Origin of the sequence: Halomonas sp. YLGW01 (genome assembly GCF_014840935.1) — a bacterium.
Classification (GTDB): domain Bacteria; phylum Pseudomonadota; class Gammaproteobacteria; order Pseudomonadales; family Halomonadaceae; genus Onishia.
Map to the genome: position 1 here is coordinate 3,367,915 of NZ_CP062005.1, position 24,758 is coordinate 3,392,672.

Annotated in this window: 25 protein-coding genes; 14 read left to right on the top strand and 11 right to left on the bottom strand. The window is 67.8% G+C overall.

What is annotated here, in order from left to right; translation table 11 throughout:
- Window positions 1-35: 35 nt before the first annotated feature.
- Window positions 36-1,241, bottom strand: coding sequence for an MFS transporter (locus tag IEJ03_RS15395; protein WP_192035664.1), 1,206 nt, complete (start codon window positions 1,239-1,241; stop codon window positions 36-38).
- 48 nt (window positions 1,242-1,289) lie between these two features.
- Window positions 1,290-2,477 (bottom strand): MFS transporter, encoded by a 1,188-nt coding sequence (locus tag IEJ03_RS15400; protein ID WP_192035665.1) that lies wholly within the window; start codon window positions 2,475-2,477, stop codon window positions 1,290-1,292.
- Window positions 2,478-2,640: 163 nt separating this feature from the next.
- Between IEJ03_RS15400 and gmk the strand changes: the two genes are divergently transcribed.
- The 6 genes from gmk to IEJ03_RS15430 all read left to right on the top strand — a co-directional run bounded on the left by gmk (window position 2,641) and on the right by IEJ03_RS15430 (window position 7,386).
- On the top strand, window positions 2,641-3,273 hold the full coding sequence (gene gmk, locus IEJ03_RS15405; protein ID WP_192035666.1) for a guanylate kinase: 633 nt from the start codon (window positions 2,641-2,643) through the stop codon (window positions 3,271-3,273).
- Between the two features lie 93 nt (window positions 3,274-3,366).
- The gene (rpoZ, locus tag IEJ03_RS15410) at window positions 3,367-3,618 is read left to right on the top strand and encodes a DNA-directed RNA polymerase subunit omega (RefSeq protein WP_192035667.1); all 252 of its coding nucleotides are present in this window, start codon (window positions 3,367-3,369) and stop codon (window positions 3,616-3,618) included.
- Between the two features lie 64 nt (window positions 3,619-3,682).
- Window positions 3,683-5,821: a RelA/SpoT family protein gene (locus tag IEJ03_RS15415; RefSeq protein WP_192035668.1), complete on the top strand. Its 2,139-nt coding sequence runs from the start codon at window positions 3,683-3,685 to the stop codon at window positions 5,819-5,821.
- Between the two features lie 84 nt (window positions 5,822-5,905).
- Window positions 5,906-6,295 (top strand): RidA family protein, encoded by a 390-nt coding sequence (locus IEJ03_RS15420; protein ID WP_192035669.1) that lies wholly within the window; start codon window positions 5,906-5,908, stop codon window positions 6,293-6,295.
- A 4-nt stretch (window positions 6,296-6,299) separates the two neighbouring features.
- The gene (thpR, locus tag IEJ03_RS15425) at window positions 6,300-6,827 is read left to right on the top strand and encodes an RNA 2',3'-cyclic phosphodiesterase (protein ID WP_192035670.1); all 528 of its coding nucleotides are present in this window, start codon (window positions 6,300-6,302) and stop codon (window positions 6,825-6,827) included.
- 19 nt (window positions 6,828-6,846) lie between these two features.
- Window positions 6,847-7,386: an acyloxyacyl hydrolase gene (locus IEJ03_RS15430; protein WP_192035671.1), complete on the top strand. Its 540-nt coding sequence runs from the start codon at window positions 6,847-6,849 to the stop codon at window positions 7,384-7,386.
- A gap of 24 nt (window positions 7,387-7,410) precedes the next feature.
- On the opposite strand, the gene IEJ03_RS15435 is transcribed toward IEJ03_RS15430, so the two are convergent.
- Window positions 7,411-8,286 (bottom strand): SDR family oxidoreductase, encoded by an 876-nt coding sequence (locus IEJ03_RS15435; protein WP_192035672.1) that lies wholly within the window; start codon window positions 8,284-8,286, stop codon window positions 7,411-7,413.
- A gap of 79 nt (window positions 8,287-8,365) precedes the next feature.
- Between IEJ03_RS15435 and IEJ03_RS15440 the strand changes: the two genes are divergently transcribed.
- Window positions 8,366-9,286, top strand: coding sequence for a hydrogen peroxide-inducible genes activator (locus tag IEJ03_RS15440; protein WP_192035673.1), 921 nt, complete (start codon window positions 8,366-8,368; stop codon window positions 9,284-9,286).
- On the top strand, window positions 9,283-11,364 hold the full coding sequence (recG, locus tag IEJ03_RS15445; RefSeq protein WP_192035674.1) for an ATP-dependent DNA helicase RecG: 2,082 nt from the start codon (window positions 9,283-9,285) through the stop codon (window positions 11,362-11,364). The genes IEJ03_RS15440 and recG overlap by 4 nt, the downstream gene beginning before the upstream one ends.
- A 110-nt stretch (window positions 11,365-11,474) precedes the next feature.
- Here recG and IEJ03_RS15450 read toward each other — a convergent pair whose 3' ends face one another.
- The 3 genes from IEJ03_RS15450 to IEJ03_RS15460 form a co-directional block, all read right to left on the bottom strand.
- Window positions 11,475-11,831, bottom strand: a complete 357-nt coding sequence (locus tag IEJ03_RS15450) for a hypothetical protein (RefSeq protein ID WP_192035675.1) — start codon at window positions 11,829-11,831, stop codon at window positions 11,475-11,477.
- Between the two features lie 80 nt (window positions 11,832-11,911).
- Window positions 11,912-12,187, bottom strand: a complete 276-nt coding sequence (locus IEJ03_RS15455) for an HU family DNA-binding protein (RefSeq protein ID WP_192035676.1) — start codon at window positions 12,185-12,187, stop codon at window positions 11,912-11,914.
- A 152-nt stretch (window positions 12,188-12,339) separates the two neighbouring features.
- Window positions 12,340-13,500 carry an FAD-dependent oxidoreductase gene (locus IEJ03_RS15460; protein ID WP_192035677.1) on the bottom strand — a complete coding sequence of 387 codons (1,161 nt, stop codon included), beginning with the start codon at window positions 13,498-13,500 and terminating at the stop codon, window positions 12,340-12,342.
- A gap of 152 nt (window positions 13,501-13,652) precedes the next feature.
- Here IEJ03_RS15460 and IEJ03_RS15465 point away from each other — a divergent pair, with 152 nt between their 5' ends.
- The 4 genes from IEJ03_RS15465 to phoR all read left to right on the top strand — a co-directional run bounded on the left by IEJ03_RS15465 (window position 13,653) and on the right by phoR (window position 17,246).
- Window positions 13,653-14,129: a chorismate lyase gene (locus IEJ03_RS15465; protein ID WP_192037365.1), complete on the top strand. Its 477-nt coding sequence runs from the start codon at window positions 13,653-13,655 to the stop codon at window positions 14,127-14,129.
- Between the two features lie 61 nt (window positions 14,130-14,190).
- Window positions 14,191-15,075, top strand: a complete 885-nt coding sequence (gene ubiA / locus IEJ03_RS15470) for a 4-hydroxybenzoate octaprenyltransferase (RefSeq protein ID WP_192037366.1) — start codon at window positions 14,191-14,193, stop codon at window positions 15,073-15,075.
- Window positions 15,076-15,244: 169 nt separating this feature from the next.
- Window positions 15,245-15,934, top strand: a complete 690-nt coding sequence (phoB, locus tag IEJ03_RS15475) for a phosphate regulon transcriptional regulator PhoB (protein ID WP_192035678.1) — start codon at window positions 15,245-15,247, stop codon at window positions 15,932-15,934.
- A 7-nt stretch (window positions 15,935-15,941) separates the two neighbouring features.
- Window positions 15,942-17,246, top strand: coding sequence for a phosphate regulon sensor histidine kinase PhoR (phoR, locus tag IEJ03_RS15480; RefSeq protein ID WP_192035679.1), 1,305 nt, complete (start codon window positions 15,942-15,944; stop codon window positions 17,244-17,246).
- A 172-nt stretch (window positions 17,247-17,418) separates the two neighbouring features.
- Here the strand turns inward: phoR and cysZ are convergent, their stop codons facing one another.
- Together cysZ and phoU are read right to left on the bottom strand one after the other, a co-directional pair.
- Window positions 17,419-18,165, bottom strand: a complete 747-nt coding sequence (cysZ, locus tag IEJ03_RS15485; protein ID WP_192035680.1) for a sulfate transporter CysZ — start codon at window positions 18,163-18,165, stop codon at window positions 17,419-17,421.
- A gap of 106 nt (window positions 18,166-18,271) precedes the next feature.
- Window positions 18,272-19,000: a phosphate signaling complex protein PhoU gene (gene phoU / locus IEJ03_RS15490; protein WP_192035681.1), complete on the bottom strand. Its 729-nt coding sequence runs from the start codon at window positions 18,998-19,000 to the stop codon at window positions 18,272-18,274.
- Window positions 19,001-19,286: 286 nt separating this feature from the next.
- Between phoU and IEJ03_RS15495 the strand changes: the two genes are divergently transcribed.
- A complete protein-coding gene (locus IEJ03_RS15495; protein WP_192035682.1) occupies window positions 19,287-19,694 on the top strand; it encodes an acyl-CoA thioesterase in 408 nt (135 codons plus the stop codon).
- On the opposite strand, the gene IEJ03_RS15500 is transcribed toward IEJ03_RS15495, so the two are convergent.
- The 3 genes from IEJ03_RS15500 to hexR form a co-directional block, all read right to left on the bottom strand.
- Entirely contained in the window at window positions 19,695-20,783 is a 1,089-nt protein-coding gene (locus IEJ03_RS15500) for a TRAP transporter substrate-binding protein (protein WP_192037367.1), read from the bottom strand.
- Window positions 20,784-20,932: 149 nt separating this feature from the next.
- Window positions 20,933-23,128, bottom strand: coding sequence for a DNA helicase II (gene uvrD / locus IEJ03_RS15505; protein ID WP_192035683.1), 2,196 nt, complete (start codon window positions 23,126-23,128; stop codon window positions 20,933-20,935).
- A gap of 121 nt (window positions 23,129-23,249) precedes the next feature.
- Window positions 23,250-24,137, bottom strand: coding sequence for a transcriptional regulator HexR (gene hexR, locus IEJ03_RS15510; protein ID WP_192035684.1), 888 nt, complete (start codon window positions 24,135-24,137; stop codon window positions 23,250-23,252).
- Window positions 24,138-24,402: 265 nt separating this feature from the next.
- Between hexR and IEJ03_RS15515 the strand changes: the two genes are divergently transcribed.
- On the top strand, window positions 24,403-24,615 hold the full coding sequence (locus IEJ03_RS15515; protein ID WP_192035685.1) for a hypothetical protein: 213 nt from the start codon (window positions 24,403-24,405) through the stop codon (window positions 24,613-24,615).
- Window positions 24,616-24,758: the final 143 nt, after the last annotated feature.

A 24,758-nucleotide genomic window follows, 5' to 3' on the forward strand; every position in this document is an offset into this window, starting at 1 on the left:
GGAGCTCGTGCAGGAAGGCATGACGGCCTGGCCGTTTAGCCCTGCCCCGCACGGCGCCTCATCCCTACAAGACTCACGAGCGACGTTCCCGCCAGCAGCGCGACGCCGCCGGCGAAGGCCATACCGGCGGGTGCCAGGCCGAAGGCACGGACCGCCAGCCCGATGCCCACCACCGGAATCGACAGGGCAATATAGGCCACGATGAAGAAGGTCGCGGCGACCCCGCCGCGCTGGTCGGCGGGACTCGCCTGCACGACGGCCCCCAGGCCCGCGCGAAAGGCCATGCCCTGACCGATGCCCGCGACGAGCGCCCCGAGCAGGAAGAACGGAAGCGAGGCAAGCCCGATACCGACGCCCACCAGCGAGGCGCCCAGGATCACCCCGGCACACCCCAGCGGCAGCCGCCAGGGCGCCGGGAAGCGCTCCTGCAGGAGCTGGCCGAGGGTCGAGGCGAAGAACACCGAGCCGGCGGCAAGCCCCGCCAGCGCCAGGTTGTCATGGCCGAGCACGCCGATCATGAAGGCCGGAGCCGTGGCGGTGAAGAAGCCCAGCAGGGCGAAGCCCGCGAAACCGGCGATTGCCGCGGGCAGGAAGATGGCGCGAACCGCTTCCGGCACCTGCAGTCGCTGCAGGGTGAGCCGCGGTCGCACCGGACGGGTCACGGTCTCCGGCGCCTTGAGGATTGCCAACGCCGCCAGGGCGGCCAGCGCCAGATGCATCCCATAGGCCAGGCGCAGCGGCCAGGGCAGGTACTCGACCAGGAGGCCGGCGATGATCGGCCCCAGCCCCAGGCCGCCCATATTGACCGCGGTGGCGAGGAAGGCCGCCCGCCGCGACCAGGCCGCCGGCGCCAGCTCCATCACGGCCACCGTGGCGGTGGCCGTGAAGATGCCGGCGGACACTCCCGAGACGAAGCGGCCGACCAGCAGGCTTGAAAGGCCGTCGCTGGACAGGAAGATCACATCGCTGAGCGCCGCCGCCAGAAGCCCCGCCCCCAGCATCGGGCGCCGCCCGAGCTGATCCGACCAGCGCCCGGTCGCCACCAGGGCCCCCATCACCCCCAGCGCATAGACGGCGAAGATCACCGTTATGGTCAGCTGCGAAAAATCGAAGCGCGCCTGATAGACCGGGTACATGGGGGTGGGCAGGGTCGTGCCCAGCATGGTGATCAGAAACGCAAGCGCCACCCCCAGGAAGGGCAGTGCCGATTCCTTGGTGCGGCGATCGCCGGCAGTGGTCATGGTCTCTCCTTGCGCGAATGTGGAGCGGGGCATCAGACCCGCGCCGAATCAGGCCACCACCTGGGTCGCCCGCTCCCGGGCCAGGGCAAACAGGAAGATCATAAGGCCGCCCAGCGCCATGACCATGCCCACCAGACCGGTGGCCGACCAGCCGAGGCCGACCGTCACCGCCAGGCCGCCGAGCCAGGCACCGAGGCCATTGGCGATGTTGAAGGCGGCGTGATTGAGGGTCGCGGCCATGGTCTGGGCATCACCGGCCACATCCATCAGCCGGGTCTGCAGCGGCGGCACCAAGGCACCACAGGTGCCCACTAGGCCGACGAACAGCATCCCGCTCCAGATCTGATCGGCGGCAAGGAAGAAACCCAGCTGACAGAATGCCGCCCAGACCAGGGCCCCGCCGATGGCCAGGCGCTGGTTGGCGTCGGCGAGCCGGCCACCGACCAGATTGCCGATCACCGAGCCGACCCCGAAGGTCGCCAGCACCAGCGGCCCCAGGGCCTCGGGCATGCCGGCCTGATGGGTCAGGGTCGGCATGGCATAACTGAACACGCTGAACATGCCGGCAAAGCCGACGCAGGCCACGGCCAGGGTATAGAGCACCCGCGGCTTGGTGATCGCCGAGAGCTCCGAGCGCAGGGAAGCGCCGTCATTGGGCGGCTGCACCGGCACCCACAACCGCACCAGCAGCGCGGTGGCGAGCCCCAGCGCCCCTACCAGCACGAAGGCCGCCTTCCACCCCAGCAGGCCGCCGACCCAGGTGGCCAGCGGCGCCCCGGCGAGGATCGCCAGGGTCAGACCCACCAGCACCCGGCCAACGGCGCGGCCGCGCTCGTGGGGCTCGGCGACGTTGGCGGCCACCAGCGCCGCCACCCCCAGATAGACCCCGTGGGGCAGGCCGGCAAAGAAGCGCAGGGCGACGAAACCATAGAAGGAAGGCGCCAGCAGGGTTAGCAGGTTACTGGCGGCGAACAGCACCATCAGGCCGATCAGCAATCGCCGCCGAGGAATCTTTGCGCCGATCGCCGAGATCAGCGGCGCACCGACCACCACCCCCAGGGCATAGGCGCTGATCGCCAGGCCCACGTCCTGAACCGCGATGCCGTAGTCGTCGGCGATGCGCTGCATCAAGCCCATGATCACGAATTCGGTGGTGCCGATGGCGAACCCGCCCAGCGCCAGGGCCTTCTCGGCCAGGCGGGGGTTCGAAGATGGACGGGTCGAGTCCGTTGGCATGTCACGCTCCCTGAGACAATGGTGACGCAACCGTCAGGCGGCGCGAAATTAGCAGGCTATTATCCCAGAGGCCGGCACGGTATGCGATAATCCCTCCTCCCCTTTATTGAGCGGCGGATTTCGGGCGCCCCCGGTCCGTCATCGGCGCGTCAAAGGTTTCCTCATGTCCCACGGCACCCTCTACATCGTTTCCGCCCCCTCCGGGGCCGGCAAGACCAGTCTGGTCAAGGCGCTGCTCGAGCACCTCGACGGCATCGGCGTCTCGGTCTCCCATACCACCCGCGAAAAGCGTCCGGGCGAGGTGGACGGGGTCAACTACCACTTCGTCGACCGCGACCACTTCGAGGAGATGATCGAGCGCGGCGAGTTCTTCGAGCACGCCCGGGTCTTCGACAACTACTACGGCACCTCGCGTCCCGCGGTGGAGGCCCGCCTGGCGGCCGGCGAGGACGTGATCCTGGAGATCGACTGGCAGGGCGCCCGCCAGGTGCGCGCCCAGATGCCCGAGGCCGAGTCGGTGTTCATCCTGCCGCCGTCCAGAGTCGCCCTGCGCGAGCGACTGGCCGGCCGCGGCACCGATGACACCGCGGTCATCGAGCGGCGCATGCGCGATGCCATCAGCGAGATGTCGCACTATGACGAATACGCCCACGTGATCATCAACGATGACTTCGCCACCGCTCTGGCCGAGCTCGAGGCCCTGGTGCGCGGCCAGCGTACTCGGCTCGCCCGGGTACGCGAACGCCAGGGCCCGCTGCTGGCGTCGCTCTTGTCACAGGACGAAGGGCTACAGTAGACTGCTCGGTCCCCAAGCGTGCCCGTCGACGGCCCCTCGACGGGGCTGGCGAACGCATCATCTTTCCCATCCCTCGAACTCAGGTACCTGATCATGGCGCGAGTCACCGTCGAAGATTGTCTGGAACACGTCGAAAACCGCTTCAAGCTGGTGATGATCTCCACCCAGCGTGCGCGTCAGCTGGCCCGCGGCTCCCGCGACGCCCTGCTGCCCTGGGAAAACGACAAGCCCACGGTCATGGCGCTGCGCGAGATCGCCGCCCAGAAGATCGACGAGAACGTGCTCAACGAGCCGATCGAGGCGCCGGTGCGTCCCCGCCGCGAGCCCGAAATGGGCGAGGAATGACGCAACCGCGCTGAATTCTGGTATCGTCAATCTTTCCTTTGCGTTCCGGGTATAGGCGTGCTGCATGTTCACCATCGATGACCTGGCCGACCGCCTCGGCGGCTATCTTCCCTCGGAGGAAATCCGCCAGGTCAAGCGCGCCTTCTACTATGCCGAGCAGGCCCATGACGGCCAGCGTCGCCGCTCCGGCGAGCCCTATGTGACCCACCCGCTGGCGGTCGCCAATATCCTCGCCAACATGCACATGGACCATCAGGCCCTGATGGCCGCCATGCTGCATGACGTCATCGAGGATACCGGCGTCTCGAAGAAGGCCCTCGCCCAGCAGTTCGGCGAGCCGGTGGCGGAACTGGTCGATGGCGTCTCGAAGCTGACCCAGATCGCCTTCGAGGACAAGGCCGTCGCCCAGGCCGAGAACTTCCAGAAGATGGTGCTGGCGATGTCCCGGGATATCCGGGTGATCATCGTCAAGCTCGCCGACCGCCTGCACAACATGCGCACCCTGGGCGCGCTGCGCCCGGAAAAGAAGCGCCGCATCGCCCGCGAGACCCTCGAGATCTACGCCCGCATCGCCGGACGCTTGGGCATCAACACCATCCGCGTCGAGCTCGAGGACCTGTCCTTCCAGGCCCTGCACCCGATGCGCGCCGAACGCATCAAGCGCGCCGTGGGCAAGGCCCGCGGCAACCGCCGCACCACCATCCGTCAGGTCCAGTCGAGCCTGCAGAAATGCCTCGACGACGACGGCCTGCCGGGCACGGTGGTCGGGCGCCAGAAGCACCTCCTGTCGATCTATCGCAAGATGCGCGACCAGCGCAAGCCGTTCGCCGAGATCATGGACGTGTTCGGCTTTCGCATCATCACCGACGACGTCGATAGCTGCTATCGCATCCTCGGCGCGGTGCACAACCTCTACAAGCCGGTGCCGGGACGCTTCAAGGACTATATCGCCATCCCCAAGGCCAACGGCTACCAGAGCCTGCACACCACCCTGTTCGGCTCCGGCGGCATGCCCATCGAGGTGCAGATCCGTACCCGCGAGATGGAGGCCATGGCCAACAACGGCATCGCCGCCCACTGGCTCTACAAGGCCGGCCAGACCGAGCGGCCGATCGCCGCCGGCAGCCACGCCCGGGCTCGGGAATGGGTACGCGGCCTGCTCGAGATGCAGCGCCAGGCGGGCAATTCACTGGAGTTCATCGAGCACGTCAAGAACGACCTGTTCCCCGACGACATCTACGTGTTCACGCCCAAGGGCGACATCATGGAGCTGCCCCAGGGCGCCACGGTGATCGATTTCGCCTACAGCGTGCACACCGATATCGGCAACAGCTGCATCGCCTGTCGCATCGATCGTCAGCTGGCGCCTCTGTCGAGCCGCCTGGAAAGCGGCCAGACCCTCGAGATCATCACCGCCCCGGGCGCCCGGCCCAACACCGCCTGGCTCTCGTTCGTGATGACCGCCAAGGCGCGTTCGGCGATCCGCCATGCGCTCAAGCACCAGCAGCACACCGAATCCGTGCAGCTGGGGCATCGCCTGCTCAACAAGGCGCTGGCCGATTACGAGCTGAGCCTCGAGGAACTGCCCAAGGGCGCCCTGCCGGCCCTGCTCAAGGAGCTGTCGCTCAAGCGCAGCGACGAGCTGCTGGAATCGATCGGCCTGGGCAATCGCCTGGCGCATGCCATCGCCCGGCGACTGGCCGACCACCTGCCCGAGGACCAGGCGATCGTCGATGACGTTCAGCCCGGCAAGGCCGAGCGCGCGATCGTGATCAGCGGCGCCGACAACATGGTGATCCAGTTCGCCCGCTGCTGCCACCCGCTGCCCGGCGACCCGGTCATCGGCCATCTCTCGGTGGGCAAGGGGATCGTGGTGCACCGCACCGAGTGCCGCAACCTGGTGGAGCTGAAGAACGACCCGGACAAGCTGTTCACCCTGTCCTGGTCCGAGCACATCCAGGACGACTTCCCGGTGGCACTGCGCCTCCACATGGAGAGCCGCCGCGGCCTGGTCGCCGAGCTGGCCAGCCTGGTCACCGATGCCGACGCCAACATCGAGCGCATCGGCATCGAGGAGCGCGACGCCCGGCTGTCGATCGTCAACCTGACCCTGTCGGTGCACGATCGCGTCCACCTGGCACGCATCATGAAGCGAATTCGCAACCTGCCCCACGTCGCCAAGATCACCCGCGTTCGCAACTGAGGCCTTTTCCTTCCTCTGCCCGAGACCCTCGGGCAGAGGGTTCCGTCGTGTATTTCCCGCTACAATCACAACAGGAGCATTGCCATGAGCAACAAAGCCGTCATCAACACCGAGAAAGCCCCCGCCGCCATCGGCCCCTATTCCCAGGCCATCAAGGCCGGGAACACCGTCTACATCTCCGGCCAGATCCCGCTGGACCCGGCCACCATGGAGCTGGTCTCGGACGACTTCGAGGCTCAGGCTCGCCAGGTCTTCAAGAACCTGTCCGCGGTCTGCGAAGAAGCCGCCGGCTCGCTGCAGGACATCGTCAAGATCAACCTCTACCTGGTCGATCTCGACAACTTCGCGATCGTGAACCGGGTGATGGAAGAGTTCTTCGAAACTCCCTACCCGGCCCGCGCCGCCGTCGGTATCAAGGCGCTGCCCAAGGGCAGCCAGTTCGAAGCCGAGGCGGTGATGGTCATCGGCGACTGACCCCATGGCCAACGGCCGTCGCCTGTTCCTCGCGCTGTGGCCCGACCCGGCCGTGCGCGAGGCCCTGGCGCGCACGGCCGGCCAGGCGCACCTTGCCTGTCACGGGCGGCCCGTTGCCCCCGAACACCTGCACCTGACCCTGGCCTTCCTGGGTCGGGTGCACGACGCGCGCCTGGCCTCCCTGGTGGCGCTCACCGAGGCCTTCCCCTGCCCGGCAGAGGCCTTCAGCCTCGACCGCTTCGGCTACTTTCCCCGCGGCGGCGTCCTCTGGCTCGGCAGCCAGGCCCCGACACCCAGGCTCACCACCCTGCATCACCGCCTCTGGCAGGCCTTAGCCTGCGAGGGACTCTCCCCTCCCGAGCGCACCTTCCTACCCCACGTCACCCTGCTGCGCCATGCCGTGCCCCCCGCTCCGGGCGCCCTGCCCGGTATCGCCCTCAACTGGCACTATACTCAGCTGAGACTCATCGAATCGGTGATCACGGAGGAGGGGCCACGCTACGAAGGCCTGGCGACGTCGGCCTCCGCTTAGCGAGATTCCGGAGGCAGCCATGCAACCAGTCACGCATAGGGTAACTCGGCGGTGGCGAAGCGCGCTGGTCGCCGGCCTGATCGGTTGGGGGATGAGTGGGGGAGGTGCCTGGGCACTGGAACCCGGCCTGGAAGCCGGCATCAGCAATGAGGAGCATCCGACGCTGGCGCTTGGCCTGCATCACGGCTTCATGGCGCCACCCTGGCTGCCGCGGGCCTTCCAGCCCTGGTCGCTACAGCTGGCCGGTCGCTTGCTGCTGCTGCCCGGGCGTAATCGCGAGGCGTCGAATGCGGCGCTGATCCTGGCACCGGCCCTGCGCTACACCTTCGCCGGCGGCACCTTCGTCGAGGGCGGCATCGGCGCCGCGCTGTTCCTCGACGCCCACCTGCGCGACCGCGAGCTGGGCACCGCCGGTCAGTTCGAGGATCGGCTGGCGATGGGCTGGCCACTGGCCGACGGCACCCTGCAGCTGGCCCTGGCGCACTACTCCAATGCCAGCCTCAAGCCGCCCAATGACGGCCTCGAGGTCCTCTCGCTGGGCTATCGCTGGCGGCTGTAACTACGAACCGGCCCGCCGGCAGGCTCAGCGCGTCGTCACGGGCAGGAAACCGCCGGCCTCCAGCACCTGAGCATAGCCCTCGCGATAGCTCGGATAGTGGAAGACATAACCGGAGGCGAGCAGGCGGGCGTTGCTGCAGCGCTTGCTGGCCCGACGGCGCAGCGGCGACTGGATGACCTGAGTGGACTCGACCTTGAGCTTGGCGGCGAGCCAGGTCATCACCTCGTGCAGCGGCGCCGGCTCGCAGTCGGTGGCCAGATACAGCGGCTCCACCGGCGCCTCATCCAGCACGCGCTGAATCAGGTGTGCGAGCACCCCGGCACAGTCGTCCCGATGGATACGGTTGGAGTACATGGGAGGGTTGGCGGCGGCGATACGCCCCTCGCCGGCCTGACGGATCAGCCGATCACGACCCGGGCCGTAGATGCCCGAGAAGCGCACCACGGTGCCCGGCAAGGCATCATCGATCAGCGCCTGCTCGGCCTCCTGCATCAGTTGGCCGGAGAAGCCGCTGGGCTCGATGGGACTGTCCTCGTCGACCTCCTCGCCCTCGCGCTGCGCGTAGACGCTGGTGGAGGACACGAAGAAGACATGGCGCGGCGGGGTCGACCGACCGGCAAACTCATCAAGCACCGCCTTGAGGCCGGCCGGATAGGCGGCGCGGTAGGCGTCTTCCTCGAAGCGGTCGGCGCTCAGCACATAGACCAGAATATCGGCATCGGGCAGTTCACTCGCCGCGCCTTCGCCATGAATGTCTAGGGACAGCGGCTCGATACCGCTGCCCTCGAGTTGCTGGGCCTGGCGGCGAACGCCCACTACCCGCTGGCCCGCCTCGATCAGACGCTTGCCCAGGGTCGTGCCGATGTCACCACAGCCGATAATCAGTGTCGTCTTCTTCACCTTTTCCCTGCCCCTTGATAAAAAGTAGCTATCAGAACCATCCTGTTCATTTACTGCGAGAGCGCCGCCAGGCATCACCATGACTCTAACAGAACTCCGCTACATCGTAACCTTGGCCCAGGAGCGTCATTTCGGTCGCGCCGCCGAGCGCTGCTTCGTCTCTCAGCCGACCCTGTCGGTGGCGGTCAAGAAGCTCGAGGAGGAGCTCGGGGTAGCCTTGTTCGAGCGCTCCAAGTCCACGGTACAGGTCACGCCCCTAGGCGAGCAGATCGTCGAGCAGGCCCAGCGGGTGCTCGAGCAGTCGAGCGTGATCCGCGAGCTGGCCAATGCCGGCAAGGACCAGCTGGCGAGCCCCCTGCGCATCGGCGCCATCTACACCATCGGCCCCTACCTGTTCCCCTACCTGATCCCGGAACTGACCCGCACCGCACCACAGATGTCGCTCTACATCGAGGAAGGCTTCACCGCCGACCTGCGGCGCAAGCTGAGAAGCGGCGAACTCGATGCGATCATCGTCGCGCTGCCCTTCACCGAGACCGACGTGCTGACCAAGCCAGTCTACGATGAGGAATTCGAGGTGCTGCTGCCCGCCGATCACCCCTGGACCGCCCGGGAGGCCATCGCCAAGGAGGACCTGCTCAAGGAGCGGCTGCTGCTGCTAGGCGAGGGCCACTGCTTCCGGGATCAGATCCTCGAGGCCTGCCCGGCGATCAGCGCCAAGCTCAACAGCCCCAACAATACCCTGACCGCCGAAGGGGGGTCGCTTGAGACCATCCGCCACATGGTGGCCTCCAAGCTCGGCATCACGGTGCTGCCCCATTCGGCGATCGGCACCGGCCACTACGAGGCCGGCGTGCTCACGGCCCGGCCCTTCGCCAGCGACGTGCCTTCGCGCACCGTGGCGATCGCCTGGCGCGCCAGCTTCCCACGGCCCAAGGCCATCGACACCCTCACCGAGGCCATCCGGCGCTGCCGGACCCGCCAGCTCGAGGCCACATGAGCGACCTGACTCAGGACGTCAGTGCCCTCAAGGGGGTCGGCGAGGCCCTCGCCGGCAAGCTTGGCCGGCTCGGGGTGGCGAGCATCGCCGACCTGCTCTTTCATCTGCCGCTGCGCTACCAGGACCGCACTCGGGTGACCCCCATCGGCACCCTACGCGCCGGCCACGAGGCGGTGGTGCAGGGCGAGGTGGCGGCCTGCGACGTGATCAAGGGCCGCCGGCGCAGCCTGCTGGTACGCCTCACCGATGGCTCCGGCATCCTGAGCCTGCGCTTCTTCCACTTCTCGCCGACCCAGCAGCAGCAGTTCCAGCCCGGCACCCGGGTGCACGCCTTCGGGGAGGCCCGCGCCGGTGCCACCGGGCTCGAGATCTATCACCCGGAATATCGCCTGCTCAAGGCCGGTGAGGCGGTGGTCGACGAGCACCTGACGCCGCTCTACCCCGCCACCGAGGGCCTCAACCAGGCGCGGCTGCGCGGCCTGATCGATCAGGCCATGCGACTGCTAGACGAGGCCCCGGCGGCCCTGCCGGACTGGATTCCCGCCGGCCTTCGCGAGCGCTTCCGACTGCCCGAGCTGCACGCCGCGCTGAATTATCTGCACCACCCGCCTCCGGAGGCCGACCTGGAGCAGTTGAAGGCGGGCACCCACGCGACTCAGCGCCGCCTGGCGCTCGAGGAGCTGCTGGCTCATCAGCTCAGCCTGCGCCTGGTGCGCCAGCGCATTCAGGCCGATGGCGCCCCGCCGCTGCCCTCCGGCCGCGGCCTGCAGGCGCGCTTCGTCTCGAAGCTGCCGTTTTCGCTGACCGGCGCCCAGCGTCGGGTGCTCGACGAGATCGGCCTGGACCTCGAACGCCCGCAGCCGATGCTGCGCCTGGTGCAGGGCGACGTGGGCTCGGGCAAGACGGTAGTGGCGGCGATGGCGGCGCTCACCGCCATCGCCGGCGGCTGTCAGGTGGCCATGATGGCGCCCACCGAGCTGCTCGCCGAACAGCACTACCGCACCTTTCGCGACTGGCTCGAACCGCTCGGCATCGAGGTGGCCTGGCTCGCCGGCAAGCTCAAGGGCAAGGCGCGGCTCGATACCAAGGCGGCGCTGGCCGACGGCCGCGTGCAGCTGGTGGTAGGCACCCACGCGCTCTTCCAGGCCGACGTGCACTTCCAGTGCCTGGGGCTCGCCATCATCGACGAGCAGCACCGCTTCGGCGTCCACCAGCGCCTGGCGCTGCGCGAGAAGGGCGAGGCCGCCGGCCTGACGCCCCACCAGCTGGTGATGACCGCCACCCCGATCCCCCGCACCCTGGCGATGAGCGCCTATGCGGACCTGGACGTCTCGGTGATCGACGAGCTGCCGCCGGGACGCACTCCCGTGCAGACCGTGGCGGTGCCCGACGAGCGCCGTCCCGAGGTGGTCGCGCGCATCGAGCGGGCCTGCGCCGAGGGCCGCCAGGCCTACTGGGTCTGCACCCTGATCGAGGAATCCGAGGCCCTGCAGTGCCAGGCCGCCGAGGCCACCCACGAGAGCCTCACCGAGGCGCTGCCGGGACTCGCCATCGGGCTGGTGCACGGGCGCATGAAGGCCGGTGAGAAGGCCGAGGTGATGGCGGCCTTCAAGGCCGGCGAACTGGATCTGCTGATCGCCACCACCGTGATCGAGGTCGGTGTCGACGTGCCCAACGCCAGCCTGATGATCATCGAGAACCCGGAGCGGCTGGGCCTCTCGCAGCTCCATCAGCTGCGCGGCCGGGTCGGGCGTGGCGCCACCGAGAGCTTCTGCGTGCTGCTCTACCACCCGCCGCTGTCGGCGCACTCCCGGGAGCGCCTGGGGGTCATGCGCGAGACCTCGGACGGCTTTCGCATCGCCGAGAAGGACCTGGAGCTGCGCGGCCCCGGCGAGGTATTGGGCACCCGCCAGACGGGGCTCGCGGCGATGAAGATCGCCGACCTGGAGCGCGACCGGGACCTGCTAGAGCGGGTCGGCCCGCTGGCCCGGGCACTGCTCGCGGAATCACCGGCATCCAGCGCCCCCTTGATCCGGCGCTGGCTCGGCGAGGAAGCCGGCCGCTACGGCCAGGTCTGATACGGACAGAGCTGATCGAAGAAGACCGATAAGGGGGAGGACCGCTTGAAAAGCCCCCCGTTAAAGCGAGGGCCGATGGAGAGAAAGAAGGGAAAGAAAGAAGCGAGCCGTCACAGCCGACCGAGCAGCCGCTGCAGCCTGGTCAGATCACCGCTGTCGCCGACCAGGCGCAGCGAGCCGGCCATCAGCCCCTCGCGGAAGGCACGTTGAGTGGGCTTGCGCAGTATCCTGACGGCCGTGGCCGCATCCTCGAAGCGTAGCTCGAGATCGAGATCCACCGGCAGGCCGGGCCCGGTGGTGATGCTGGCGGGGCTCATCCGGTAATGGCGGGCGATGGCGAGATCCTCGGTGCCGATCCCCCAGTCCAGGTGGCCAAGCTCGGCCAGGGCCTCGCGGAAGGGCGCCTTGCGACGCCGGGCGCGCTTGAGCATCACGCTCAATAGCCAGAGCATCAGTCGAAGCGTCATGGGCATCTCTCGGGAAGGGACATCGCCCCACCGGTCGCGGCGCGACCGGTGGGGCGCATCACGTCGGCGCGGGGCCGCGCCTACTTGGTGACAGCGTCTTTCAGGGCCTTGCCGGGCTTGAAGGCCACGGTCTTGCTGGCGGGGATGGTCAGCGCCTGACCGGTCTGGGGGTTCTTGCCGGTGCGGGCGGCGCGCTCGCGAACGGTAAAGGAGCCGAAGCCGATCAGGGACACGTCCTGGCCCTTGGCGACACTGCCGGTGATCTCGTCGAGAATGACGTTGAGTACCTGGCTGGCCTTGTCCTTGGACAGGTCGGCACGCTCGGCGATGGCCGAGGCGAGTTCTGGTTTGCGCATGTAGCCCTCCTGGTGGTGCGGTTCAAGGCGGCATCCGCCGCCCCACGTTGTGATGAGGCCGGTTTCTGGTGGAATCGGAGATGGACGAGACCCAGCCGGTGATTGGCCAAGATGCCGAGGGGATCGAGATCACCGCGACACCATCAACCACCCTAGATTAGCAACGCCGGGGCGGCTCGTGCCAGTTCGACTTTCCGACGCACGCAGGCACCTGTCAACGCAAATCCCACCAGGCGTCCCTCGTCATCCTCCGCCAGGGCGCTCCAGTCACGCTCCTCGCCCTCGATGCGCCAGCGGGCCGGCGCCTGGCGCGGCGGCAGCGCCACCACCGGCAACAGCGGGGTCTTGACCAGCACCGGCCAAGGGCCGTAAGCCACCGGCGTCGGGGTGCCTGTAAGGGTGGCCGCCAGAGCCTTGGCACCGGCCTGCAGGGGCTGCACGTACATGGCATTGACGCCATCGACACAGGCCACGTCCCCCAGCGCATGGATGCCCGGCGCCGAGGTGGCCAGGTAACGATCGGTGTGGATGCCCTCGGGCCCCACAGCCAGGCCCGCGGCCTCGGCGAGTGCCGTGCGTGGCGAAAGGCCGGTGGCCACCAGCACCAGGTCCGCCTCGAGCCCCCGGCCATCGTCGAGGGCCAGCGCCACCCCATCGCCGTCCTCGCCCAGCGCCGCCAGGGTGCGACCACTCTCCAGGGCGATGCCGGCCTCCCGGAAGGCCGCTCCCAACGCCGCACCCAGGGGCTCGGGCAGCAGCCGCGCCAGCGGCGTCGGCTCCGGGGCGATCAGGGTCACGCCATGACCGCCGGCGACCAGGTCATTGGCATACTCGCAGCCCACCAGGCCGCTGCCGATGATCGCCACCCGCGCCGGGCGGCCGAGCCCCTCGAGGGCCGAGTGAAAGGTGCGATAGTCGTCGAGGTCGTTGATGGTGAAGACCCGGCCGGCCAGCGTCGAGGGGATCGCGAAGGGCATCGCCGGTGCCGCCCCGGTGGCCAGCACCAGCTCGCCATAGGGCAGCGTCTCGGCACCGATCGCCAGGGTACGCGCCTCGGGGTCGAGGCCGGTGACCCGGGTATGGGTGCGCACCACGGCACCGAGGCCCTCGGCCAGCGCCAGCGCCGAGCGGCTGGCCAGCCGCTCCGGCGGCAGGCCCTTGGCGAAGCCGGTGGAGAGCAGCGGCTTGGAATAGTCGTCGCCGCTGTCGGCGGTGATCAGGGTAATCGATCGCGCGGCATCTCGGGCGCGTACCTGCCGGGCCAGCTGGATGCCGGCCATGCCGGTGCCGAGGATGGTCAAGGGTGCGGTCATGGGGAGTCCGACGGCCAATAACATGAAGGCCTCATGGTACACTATGCGCCCCGAACTTGGCCTGGAGGCGCCCGGTGCGCGATCACCCGACATCTCCCCGACGCATCGCCCACTGGCGGCGCTGGCATCCCGCCTCCGCGACCCGGCCGGCGATGAGCCCCGCCTGGTGGGGCTGGGTCGCCAGCCGCGACTCCCTGACCGCGCGGCTGATCGCCGCCGCGGATGGCCGGCCCTTCCGGGTGCACCTGATCGACCAGCGCATCGGCCGTCCCGGACGCGACGAGGCGCAGGCACTGGGCCTCGCGCCGCGCCGGCATGCCTGGCTGCGAGAGGTGGCGCTGTGCGTCGAGGAGCGGCCCTGGGTGCTGGCCCGCTCGGTGGCACCCCTCGAGAGCCTCCACGGCCAGCGCCTGGACCGGCTCGGCGAGCGCTCCCTGGGCCACTGGCTGTTCCGCCAGCCGGACCTCGAACGCGGCCCCATCGAGATCAGCCGCGACGCGGCGGCCTTCCACCCGGGACGCGGCCCCTGGGGGCGCCGCTCGGTGCTGCGCTACGGGCGCTTCGCGGTGCTGGTGCAGGAGTTCTTCCTCGATACCATGGCCGCCGATCAGGGCCTGCCGCCCCGCTAGCCGGGCCGGCAGGCGAGGACCGCCCCATGACCGAACCTGGAGAGCCCACTTGGAGACCAAGATGGATCACGCCGAGCGCCCCCGCGGCCTGGCCCGCCTGCCCGACTTCCTGGCGCTGATGCGCCTCGATCGCCCGATAGGCACCTGGCTATTGATGTGGCCGACCCTGTGGGCCCTGTGGCTCGCCGCCGAGGGTCCGCCCGAACGCGGGCTGCTGCTGATCTTCGTTGCCGGGGTCTACCTGATGCGCGCCGCGGGCTGCGTGGTCAACGACTACGCCGACCGTCACCTGGATGGCCACGTCAAGCGCACCAAGGCGCGCCCGCTGGCCACCGGGCGCATCACCGAACGCGAAGCCAAGACGCTGTTCGCGACCCTGGTCGTGGCCGCCTTCGTGCTGGTGTGCTTCACCAACGGCCTGACGGTGCTGCTGTCGGTGGCCGCCGTGGCCCTGGCTGCCGTCTACCCCTTCATGAAGCGCTACACCCACCTGCCCCAGGTGGTGCTAGGGGCCGCCTTCTCGATGGCCATCCCGATGGCCTTCTCGGCGGTGACCGGCGCAGTGCCCCTCGAGGCCTGGCTGCTGTTCGCGGCCAACCTGGCCTGGACGGTGGCCTACGACACCGAATATGCCATGGTCGACCGGGACGACGATCTGAAGATCGGCATCAAGTCCACGGCGGTGCTGTTCGGCCGCGCCGACCGGGTCATGATCGGGCTGCTGCAGCTCTTAACTCTGGCGCTGCTGGGCCTGGTCGGGGCCCGCCTGGGCCTCGGTGGCTTCTTCTGGCTGGGACTGGGTGCCATGGCGGCGATCTTCGTCTACCAGCACAGCCTGATCAGAGGCCGCGACCGGATGCCCTGCTTCCAGGCCTTCCTCAACAATCACTGGGCGGGGCTGGTCCTCTTCGCGGGCCTGGCGCTGTCGCTATGGCCATCGCCCTGAGCCGACTCTATCGCTTCTGACGCTGGATAACCGGCGCGTGCCCGCCATGACGGGACGTGGCGGCACGCCCTGGGTCAGCGACCTTGGTATGAGCCCCCTGTCATGGCAATGTCATGTTAGCGTGGTGCAATCGTCATCATCTTGTCATTGTCCTTGCGAGGCCAGCCAGATGAGCACCAAGACCGTCCTGATCGTCGATGACGAAGCCGCCATTCGCGAGATGATCGCCATTGCCCTGGAGATGGCCGACTACCGGGTCCTCGAGGCCGACAATGCCCAGACCGCCCATGCCATGGTGGTCGACCATCAGCCCGACCTGCTGGTCCTCGACTGGATGATGCCCGGCACCAGCGGCATCGAGCTGGCCAGGCGCCTGAAGCGCGACGAGGCCACCGCCGAACTGCCAATCATCCTGCTCACCGCCAAGGGCGAGGAGGACAACAAGATCCAGGGCCTCGAGGCCGGGGCGGATGACTACATCACCAAGCCCTTCTCGCCCCGGGAGCTGGTGGCCAGGCTCAAGGCGGTGCTGCGCCGCGCCACCCCCAGGGGCGTCGAGCAGGTCGTCGAGATCGAAGGGCTGATGCTCGACCCCGCCAGCCACCGGGTCAGCACCCATGGCGCCCCGCTGGAGATCGGTCCCACCGAGTATCGCCTGCTGCAGTTCTTCATGACCCACCCGGAGCGCGCCTACACCCGCAGCCAGCTGCTGGATCAAGTGTGGGGCGGCAACGTCTATGTCGAGGAGCGCACCGTGGACGTGCATATCCGGCGCCTGCGCAAGGCGCTGGGCGAGGCCCATCAGCACCTGATCCAGACCGTGCGCGGCACGGGCTATCGCTTCTCCGCCAAGGGCTGACCCCACGATGGACCTCTGGTTTCTGGAACTCCGACGCCTGGCCTGGCTGTGCATCGTCCTGACCCTGTCGGGCCTGGTCTTCGGCGCCCCCGGCGTCGGCCTGGCGCTAGGACTCGGGATCTATCTGACCCTCCACCTGCGCCAGCTGCACGCCCTGCACCGCTGGCTGACCCGAATGCCCCAGAGCGAGCCGCCATCGGCAAGCGGCATCTGGGGCGCGATCTTCGATCGCCTGCACACCCACCAGAAGGCCCAGGCCAAGACTCAACAGCGCCTGCGCAACACCCTGCAGCGCATCCAGGATTCCTCGGAGGCCATGAGCGACAGCGTGGTAATGCTCGATCGCCGCGGCGACCTGGAGTGGTGGAACAGCTCGGCCGAGGCGATGCTGGGGCTGAGGCCCCCTCAGGACCGGGGCCAGCACATCACCAACCTGATCCGCGACCCGCGCTTCGTGGACTACTTCGATCGGCGGGCCTACCGGGAGCCGCTGACGCTGACCTCACCCATCGACGATCGCCGCGTCCTGCAGTTCCAGCTGACCCTCTATGGCGATGACGAACGCCTGCTGATGGCTCGCGATATCACTCGCCTGCACCGCCTGGAACAGATGCGCCGCGACTTCGTGGCCAACGTCTCCCACGAGCTGCGCACCCCGCTGACGGTGCTGAGCGGCTACCTGGAGACCTATGCCGATCATGCCGAGCTGATGCCGCCGCGCCTGGCCAGGAGCCTTGGCCAGATGCAGGACCAGACCGCCCGGATGCAGAACCTAGTCGATGATCTCCTGATGCTGTCACGGCTGGAGATCGATCAGCCCAACCCGCACCGGGAGCGGGTTTCCCTGCCCCCGCTGCTGGACACGATTCGCCGGGACGCGCTGGCGCTGTCAGACGGGCGCCATCGGGTCAGCATCGCCGTCGAGTCGGATCGCGCCCTGCTGGGGGATCCCAAGGAGCTACGCAGCGCCATCTCCAACCTGACCTTCAACGCCGTGCGCTACAGCGGCGAGGGCTGCCAGATCGTGCTGCGCTGGCGCGACCACCCGGCCGGCGCGGCCCTGGAGGTCGAGGACGACGGCGAGGGCATCGATCCCGTGCATATTCCGCGTCTCACCGAGCGGTTCTACCGGGTCGACAAGGGCCGCAGCACCGAAACCGGCGGCACCGGCCTGGGCCTCGCCATCGTCAAGCACGTGCTGCTGCGCCACGATGCCCGTCTGGAGATTGCCTCCTACCCCGGCCAAGGGGCCCTGTTCCGCTGCGTCTTCCCCACCCAGCGCCTGACCGAGGATCAGGCCGCACTGGCCTGACGCGCGCCCGAGGCCCTGGCACCTTCCGCCCTGGAAGGTGTCTCGTGGCAGAGCGTTCGTTGAGACGCACTTTCCAATAGGCACCTCCTGAAACGTACTGGCTTGAAACGAAAAGGCCCCCGCCACTGGTGGCGGGGGCCTGCCTGTTGGCATCGACGTGCCCGAAACGGGCTCAGCGGCGTGGCGCCAGCGCCTCGCCGGCGGGGCCCTGATCGCGATAGTGGCGCTCCCACATCAGCACCGAGCCGGCCACCGCGCCGGGCAGCAGGAAGAGATTCGCCAGCGGGATCCAGGTCAGCAGGGTGACCCAGCCACCGAAGGTCAGGGTCGGCCACCAGCGGCGGCGCAGTCGGCGACGCATCTCGGCGAAGCTGACGGCGTTGTTGTCCATCGGGTAGTCCAGATAGGTAATGGCCATCACCCAGGCCGAGAAGGCGAGCCACAGCGGCGGCGCCAGCAGGTTGACCACCGGCACCCAGCCCAGCACGAACAGGAGCGCCATGCGCGGCAGAATATAACCGAGCTTGACCAGTTCCCTGCCCAAGGCGTCGAGGCCGGCGCGCATAAGACCACGCTCGTCCTGGGGGGCACGACCGGTCTGCTGCGCTTCGACCTTGGCTGCCAGAAAGCCATAGAAGGGGGCGGCGATCAGGTGCGTGACCAGGGTGAAGCTGAAGAACACCATCAGCACCAGGGTCACCACGAACAGCGGCCAGATCAGCCACTCGAGCCAGCCGAGCCAGCCCGGTACCAGCGCCATCCAGCCGTCCAGCCAGCCGCCGAAATGACCGAGCACATAGTGAAGCCCGGCGGCATAGACCACCAGATTGACCAGCATCGGCAGGAACACATAGCGTCTCAGGCCCGGGCTAAACACCAGCCGGGTCCCGCGGGTCAGCGCCGTCAAGGCGTTGAGCATCGTCTCGTCTCTCCCTTTCTTTCACATCTGCATCTTGCCGCCCCATGCGGAAACGACGGCGCCGCCGCAGAGGGCGGCGGCGCCGTCGGGACGGGTCCAGTGAGGCTCAGCGCTTGCGCGTGAGGGCATCCTCATCGAGCTTGTCCGGATCGACGTGGCGGATATCCAGGCCCTTGACCAGGTAGATCACGTACTCGGCCAGGTTGTTGGCATGATCGCCGATCCGCTCCAGGGCCCTAAGCACCCACATCACGCTGAGCACCGAGGTGATGGAGCGGGGATCTTCCATCATGAAGGTCATCAGCGAGCGCATGGCGGTGGCGTACTCGCTGTCGACACCCTCGTCCTCGTGGACGACCTTGAGGGCCAGGGCGGTGTCGAAGCGGGCGAAGCTGGTCAGCGAGTCGCGCATCATGTTACGCACCCGCTCGCTCAGGTGGCGCACCTCGACGAAGCCCTTGTTGCCGTGATTGGCCTCGAGCAGCGCCAGGGCGTTGCGGGCGATCTTGGTGGCCTCGTCGCCGATGCGCTCGAGATCGGACACAGCACGGGTCACCGCCAGCACCAGGCGCAGGTCCGAGGCCGCCGGCTGACGCCGCGCCAGCACCCGGGTGCACTCCTCATCGATCTTGACCTGCATGTCGTTGACGGCCTCATCCTGCCGGGAGACCTGCTCGGCCAGCGCCGAGTCGCCCTCGAGCAGGGCCGTGACGGCATCTTGCACCTGCTTCTCGACCAGGCCGCCCATGGCCATCAGGTGGTTCTTCAGGTCCTCGAGCTCATGATTGAACTGGCGGGAAATATGCTGGCTGTGGCTATCGCTGGTGATATCCATGGGAACACTCCTTGAGGACGCACGGCCTGACCTGCGCCCGGTTCGTATGCTTGGGTCCGCGCGAGCCGCGGTGCGTGACGCCCGGTCAGCGACCGACAGACCGGGGCGTGACAGCGTGCCCTGAGATGATGACGCAGTCAGATTGCAGTCAGATGACGCCCGGCCCCCGGGTGGTGACACCTGGAGCCGACGGTTAAGATGGCGCCATCGGCCCCTCTGCGTGGACCACCGCTTGCCTTCATGTTACTACACCTTCAACAACAACAAGCTCACCGGAAACGCCGCCATGACCGATCTCGATGATGCGCCCACCCCCCAGGGCCAGCTGACTCTCAAGCTGCTGGCCACGCGCCAGGACACCAACCTCTACGGCGATATCCCCGGCGGCTGGCTGGTCGGGCACATGGATCAGGCCGCGGAGCTCGCCGCGGGCCGCATCGCCCACGGTCGCACCGCCACCGTCGCGATCGAGGCGATGGACTTCCTGTGCCCGGTGCGCGTGGGGTCGGTGGTCAATGTCTTCACCGCCGTGCGTGAGATCGGCCGCAGCTCGATCAAGATCGACGTCGAGGTCTGGATCCGGCCCCCCCACGAGCGCAGCCCCGATGAACTCCACAAGGTCACCGAGGCCCGCTTCGTGATGGTGGCGATGGACGACAACGGCCGCATCCGCGCCGTGCCCGAGGCCCGCTGATCAACCGCTGACCATCTCCCGATTCTTCAGGTAGGCGAACTCGCCGATGTCGTTGAAGGGCCGCACCAGCGCCTGGAAGGCGCGGTAGGACTCGAGGATCCGGCGGGAATCCTCATCGGCCTCAGTCTGCTTCGCGAGCACCGCCCGGGACGAGTCGTAAAGCGCCTGCATCACGTCATCGGGGAACTGGCGCAGCTGGACGCCATGCTCCTCGACCAGGGTCTTCAGGGCCTCGGCATTGCGCAGGGTGAACTCGTCGATCATGGCCTGGTTGGCGGAGCGTGCCGCTTCCTGCACCACCACCTTGAGATCGTCCGGCAGCGCCCGCCAGGCATCCAGGTTGATGGTGCCCTCGAGGATCGCGCTGGGCTCGTTCCAGGCCGAGGTGTAGTAGTAGTCGGCGACCTGATGCAGGCCGAAGGCCAGGTCGTTGTAGGGCCCCACCCAGTCCGCGGCGTCCAGTACTCCGGTCTGCATCGAGGTGAAGATCTCGCCACCCGGCAGGTTCAGGGTGGTCACGCCGATGCCGTTCATGGCCTCGCCGGCGAGCCCCGGCAGGCGCAGCTTGAGCCCCTGCATGTCCGCAAGCGAGTTCACCTCGCGCTTGAACCAGCCGCCCATCTGTGTGCCGGTGTTGCCGACCGCGAAGGGCTTCAGGTTGTGCTTCTCGTAGAGCGCGTCCCACAGCGCCTGCCCCTCACCCTGATACAGCCAGGCATTGGTCTCCTGGGTGGTCATGCCGAAGGGCACGGCGGTGAACATCTGCGCTGCCGGCACCTTGCCGCGCCAGTAGTAGGAGGCCGAGTGCCCCATCTGGGCGGTGCCCGACGAGACCGCATCGAAGACCTCCAGGGCCGGCACCAGCTCGCCGGCGCCATAGACCTCGACGCGCAGGCGCCCGCCAGACAGCTCGTTGATGCGCCTGGCGAGGTCGTTGGCGCCGGTGCCTAGCGCCGGGAAGTTCTTCGGCCAGGAGGTGACCATCTTCCAGGTGATGGGCTCATCGGCGCGGGCGGTGGATACGAAGGGCGCCGCGGCGAGGCCGGCGGCGCCGGCGCCCAGGGCGGTGAGGAAGTGACGGCGATGCAGGGGACGTGACATGAAGGGGCGGGCTCCGGTTGGCGGATTATCGGTATGGTGTGGCTTGTGTCCGCCCTAAAGTATGCTTGAGGCCCGTTTTGCCGGGCAAGTCCGCCTCGTGCCGTTTCGCCCCGGCGGCGGCGCCCAGGAGGGCCCGCCTAGAGCGGAGTCAGCTTGGCGAAGCCCAGTACCAGCCACTTGTCACCCTCGCCCTCGAAGCTGACCTGAACCCGGGCGCGCTCGCCCGAGCCCTCGGCGTTGAGGATCACCCCCTCGCCGAACACCGGATGGCTGACCCGCTGCCCAAGCGCAAGCGACGGCAGGTCGTCGCCGCCGTCCACCGACGATTGGCGTGGGCCGTGACCGGCGGTGACCGGCCGCGAGATCTGGCCGCGCAGCCGCACCTCTTCGAGATACTCCGCCGGGATCTCGCGCAGGAAGCGCGAGGGCCGCTGGAAGGTCTCCTTGCCATGCAGGCGACGCAGCTCGGCGTGAGTCAGGTAGAGCTTGGTCATCGCCCGCGTCAGGCCCACGTAGCAAAGCCGGCGCTCCTCCTCGAGGCGACCGGGTTCCTCCATCGACATCTTGTGCGGAAACAGACCCTCCTCGACGCCGGCGATGAACACCACCGGGAACTCGAGGCCCTTGGCCGAATGCAGGGTCATCAGCTGCACGCAGTCCTCGAAGTCGTCGGCCTCGTGATCGCCGGCATTGAGCGCCGCCTCGGCCAGGAAGGGTTCCATGGCGGCGGCGCCCTCGCCGATCGCCTGGTCGTTCAGGGCATCGCCCTGGGTGAAGGCTCGGGCGGCGTTGACCAGCTCGTCGAGGTTCTCGACCCGGGCCTGGCCCTTCTCGCCTTTCTCACTGCGGTGATGCTCCACGAGCCCGGATTGCTGAGTGACGTGGGTGATGATCTCGTGCAGCGCCATGCCGGCGGTGTCGTTGTCGAAGCGCTCGATCAGCTCCGCGAAGGCCCGTACCGCATTGCCGGCACGGCCCTTGAGGGTGGCATCGGCGAGGCAGTCGTGCAGGGCCTGCCACAGCGAGACGTCGGTGACTCGCGCCCGCTCACGCAGGATCTCCACGGTGCGAGTGCCGATGCCCCGAGCCGGCACGTTGATCACCCGCTCGAGCGACGCGTCGTCCTCCCGGTTCAAGAGCAGGCGCAGGTAGGCCAGGGCATTCTTGATCTCCAGGCGCTCGTAGAAGCGCTGACCGCCGTAGATGCGATACGGCATGCCCTGGCGGATCAGGGTCTCCTCGAGCACCCGGGACTGGGCGTTGGAGCGATAGAGGATGGCGATCTCGCGCCGCGCGGTGCCCTGCTTCACCTGAGAGGCAATGGTGTCGACGATGTAGCGCGCCTCGTCCAGGTCGTTGAAGCCCGCGTACAGCGAGATCGGCTCGCCGCGCTCGCCGTCGGTCCACAGCTCCTTGCCCATGCGCCCGGTGTTCTGGCTGATCAGGGCGTTGGCGGCCTCGAGGATGGCGCTGGTCGAACGGTAGTTCTGCTCCAGGCGCACCGTCCTGGTGGCCGTGAACTCGTCCTCGAAGCGGCGGATGTTCTCGACCCGGGCGCCGCGCCAGCCATAGATCGACTGATCGTCGTCGCCGACCACCGTGATCCCGGCCTGCTCGCCGGTGAGCAGCTTCAGCCAGGCGTACTGCAGGGTGTTGGTGTCCTGGAACTCGTCGACCAGCACATGGGCGAAGCGCTCCCGATAGTGGGCCAGCAGCGCCGGATTGTCGCGCAGGAGCTCGAGGCTTCTCAGCAGCAGCTCGCCGAAGTCGACCAGGCCACCGCGCTCGCAGGTCAGCTGATAGCGCTCGTAGAGCTCGACCATCTGGCCCAGGTAGGCATCGCCCTGAGTCTTTACCTGGTGGGGGCGCAGGCCCTCCTCCTTGCAGCCGGAGATGAAGTACTGCACCTGACGCGGCGGGAAGCGCTCGTCGTCGATGTGGTGGTCCTTGAGCAGGCGCTTGACCAGGCGCAGCTGGTCGTCGCTGTCGAGGATCTGGAAGTGCTGGGGCAGGCGGGCATCCTGCCAGTGGGTACGCAGCAGGCGATGGGCGATGGAGTGGAAGGTGCCCACCCAGACATTGCGCAGCGACTGGCCGAGCAGCGCCTCGAGGCGGGTGCGCATCTCCCGGGCCGCCTTGTTGGTGAAGGTCACGGCGAGGATGGCATAGGGTGACAGACCCTCGGTGCGCATCAGCCAGGCGATGCGATGCACCAGCACCCGGGTCTTGCCGGAGCCGGCGCCCGCCAGCACCAGCATATTGCCCTGGGGGGCGCTGACGGCCTCACGCTGGGCCGCGTTGAGGTGATCGAGAATCGCCGTGACGTCATCCATAGCGGGGCACTTCGGGGTCGAAAAATGGACGCCTAGCGTAGCATATCCGGCCCTCGGGGCGGGCCGTCTGCCGGCTTCCGCGGGTGGGCCTCCGCCTGGCCGGCAGGCGGCGCCTCACAGGCTAGAGCGATGGGTCGTCTTCGCCTTCGGACTCGGCGTCTTCCTCGGGGTAACGCAGCGGGTTGAGGCTCTTCTTGACCGCCTTGAGCTGCTCGGCGAGCTTGGGGCCGCGGGTCTTGGCGACACCGACCGCCAGCACGTCGATCAGCACCAGATGGGCGATCCGCGAGCTCATCGGCGTATAGATCTCGGTGTCTTCATGCACGTCGATGTAGAGCGGCAGGCTGACCTCGTCGGCGAGGGGCGAGTGGCTGGGACAGAGGCCGATCACCGTGGCGCCGACCTCGCGGGCTCGCCGCACGCTATCCACCAGCGCCCGGGTACGCCCGGTCTGGGAGATCGCCACCACCACATCGCCCTTCTTGAGGGTCGCCGCGGACATGTTCTGCATGTGCGGGTCGGTGTAGGCGGCGGTGGAGATCTGCAGGCGGAAGAACTTGTGCTGGGCATCGGCGGCCACCGCACCGGAGGCACCGAAGCCGTAGAACTCGACCCGGTTGGCCATGGCCAGCGCATTGATCGCCTGGTTCAGCGCCTCGTTGTCCAGCCGGTCGCGTACCGACAGCAGGGTGCCGACGGTGGAATCGAAGATGCTGTGGGAAAACTCGGCAACGGTATCGCTGTCGTTCATCGAGAACTGGGCGAACTGACTGCCCGAGGCCAGCATCTGTGCCAGCTTGAGCTTGAAATCCTGGAAGCCGTTGCAGCCCAGCGCCCGGCAGAAGCGCACCACCGTGGGCTCGCTGACCTTGGCCTCGGTGGCCAGATCGACGATGCGCATGTGGATGACTTCATCCGGATTGCGCAGCACGAAGCGCGCCACCTTCTGTTCGGAGCGGCGAAAGTGCTCCATGCGATTTCTCAATTCATCGAACAGGGCACGGCTCACGGGCAGGCTCCTTGGCAGGGGATGTGGATAAGGGGCGGCGCAAACCGGGGTGTGGATAATTAGAGCATGCTGGCCCGCACACCGGGTCATGGCTGGTCACAGTATGCCCCAGCCGGGGGGGACGATGTCACGTTCCCGCTCCGCGTTGCTTGAGCGTTGAACGTCATCATCCTGTCAAGTGGGTTATAGTAAACAAGGAGGTGCCGGTCGTTAGGCAGCACTCAAGGGCGGCCGGCGCAGTCATCGCCCGTCAGGAGAGTCGATCATGCGCAATGTCGAACAGGTGTCCTCCGTCAAAAGCGAACTCCTCGATATTTTCATGAGCATGGAAGTGGTCGAGCATCAGCAGCGCCGCAAGTCCGCTGCACTACGCAACCTGCGTGCCCGTCGCGGCATCGAGTTGCACAACGAATTCAAGCGGCTGGAGCAGGATCTCGCCGACCTGGATGCCGACCTCGACGATGATCTGATTCAGTAGACTCACTCCGCCACGTTCCCCCAAACGCCGCGAGCCCCGGCAGGACCGGGGCTCGCAGGGCAATGCCAGGATCTGGCAGGGCTTGGTAAAGTCTGGCAGGACCGGCATCCGATGCCGGTCCAGGGTGGCGTCACCCTCAGAAG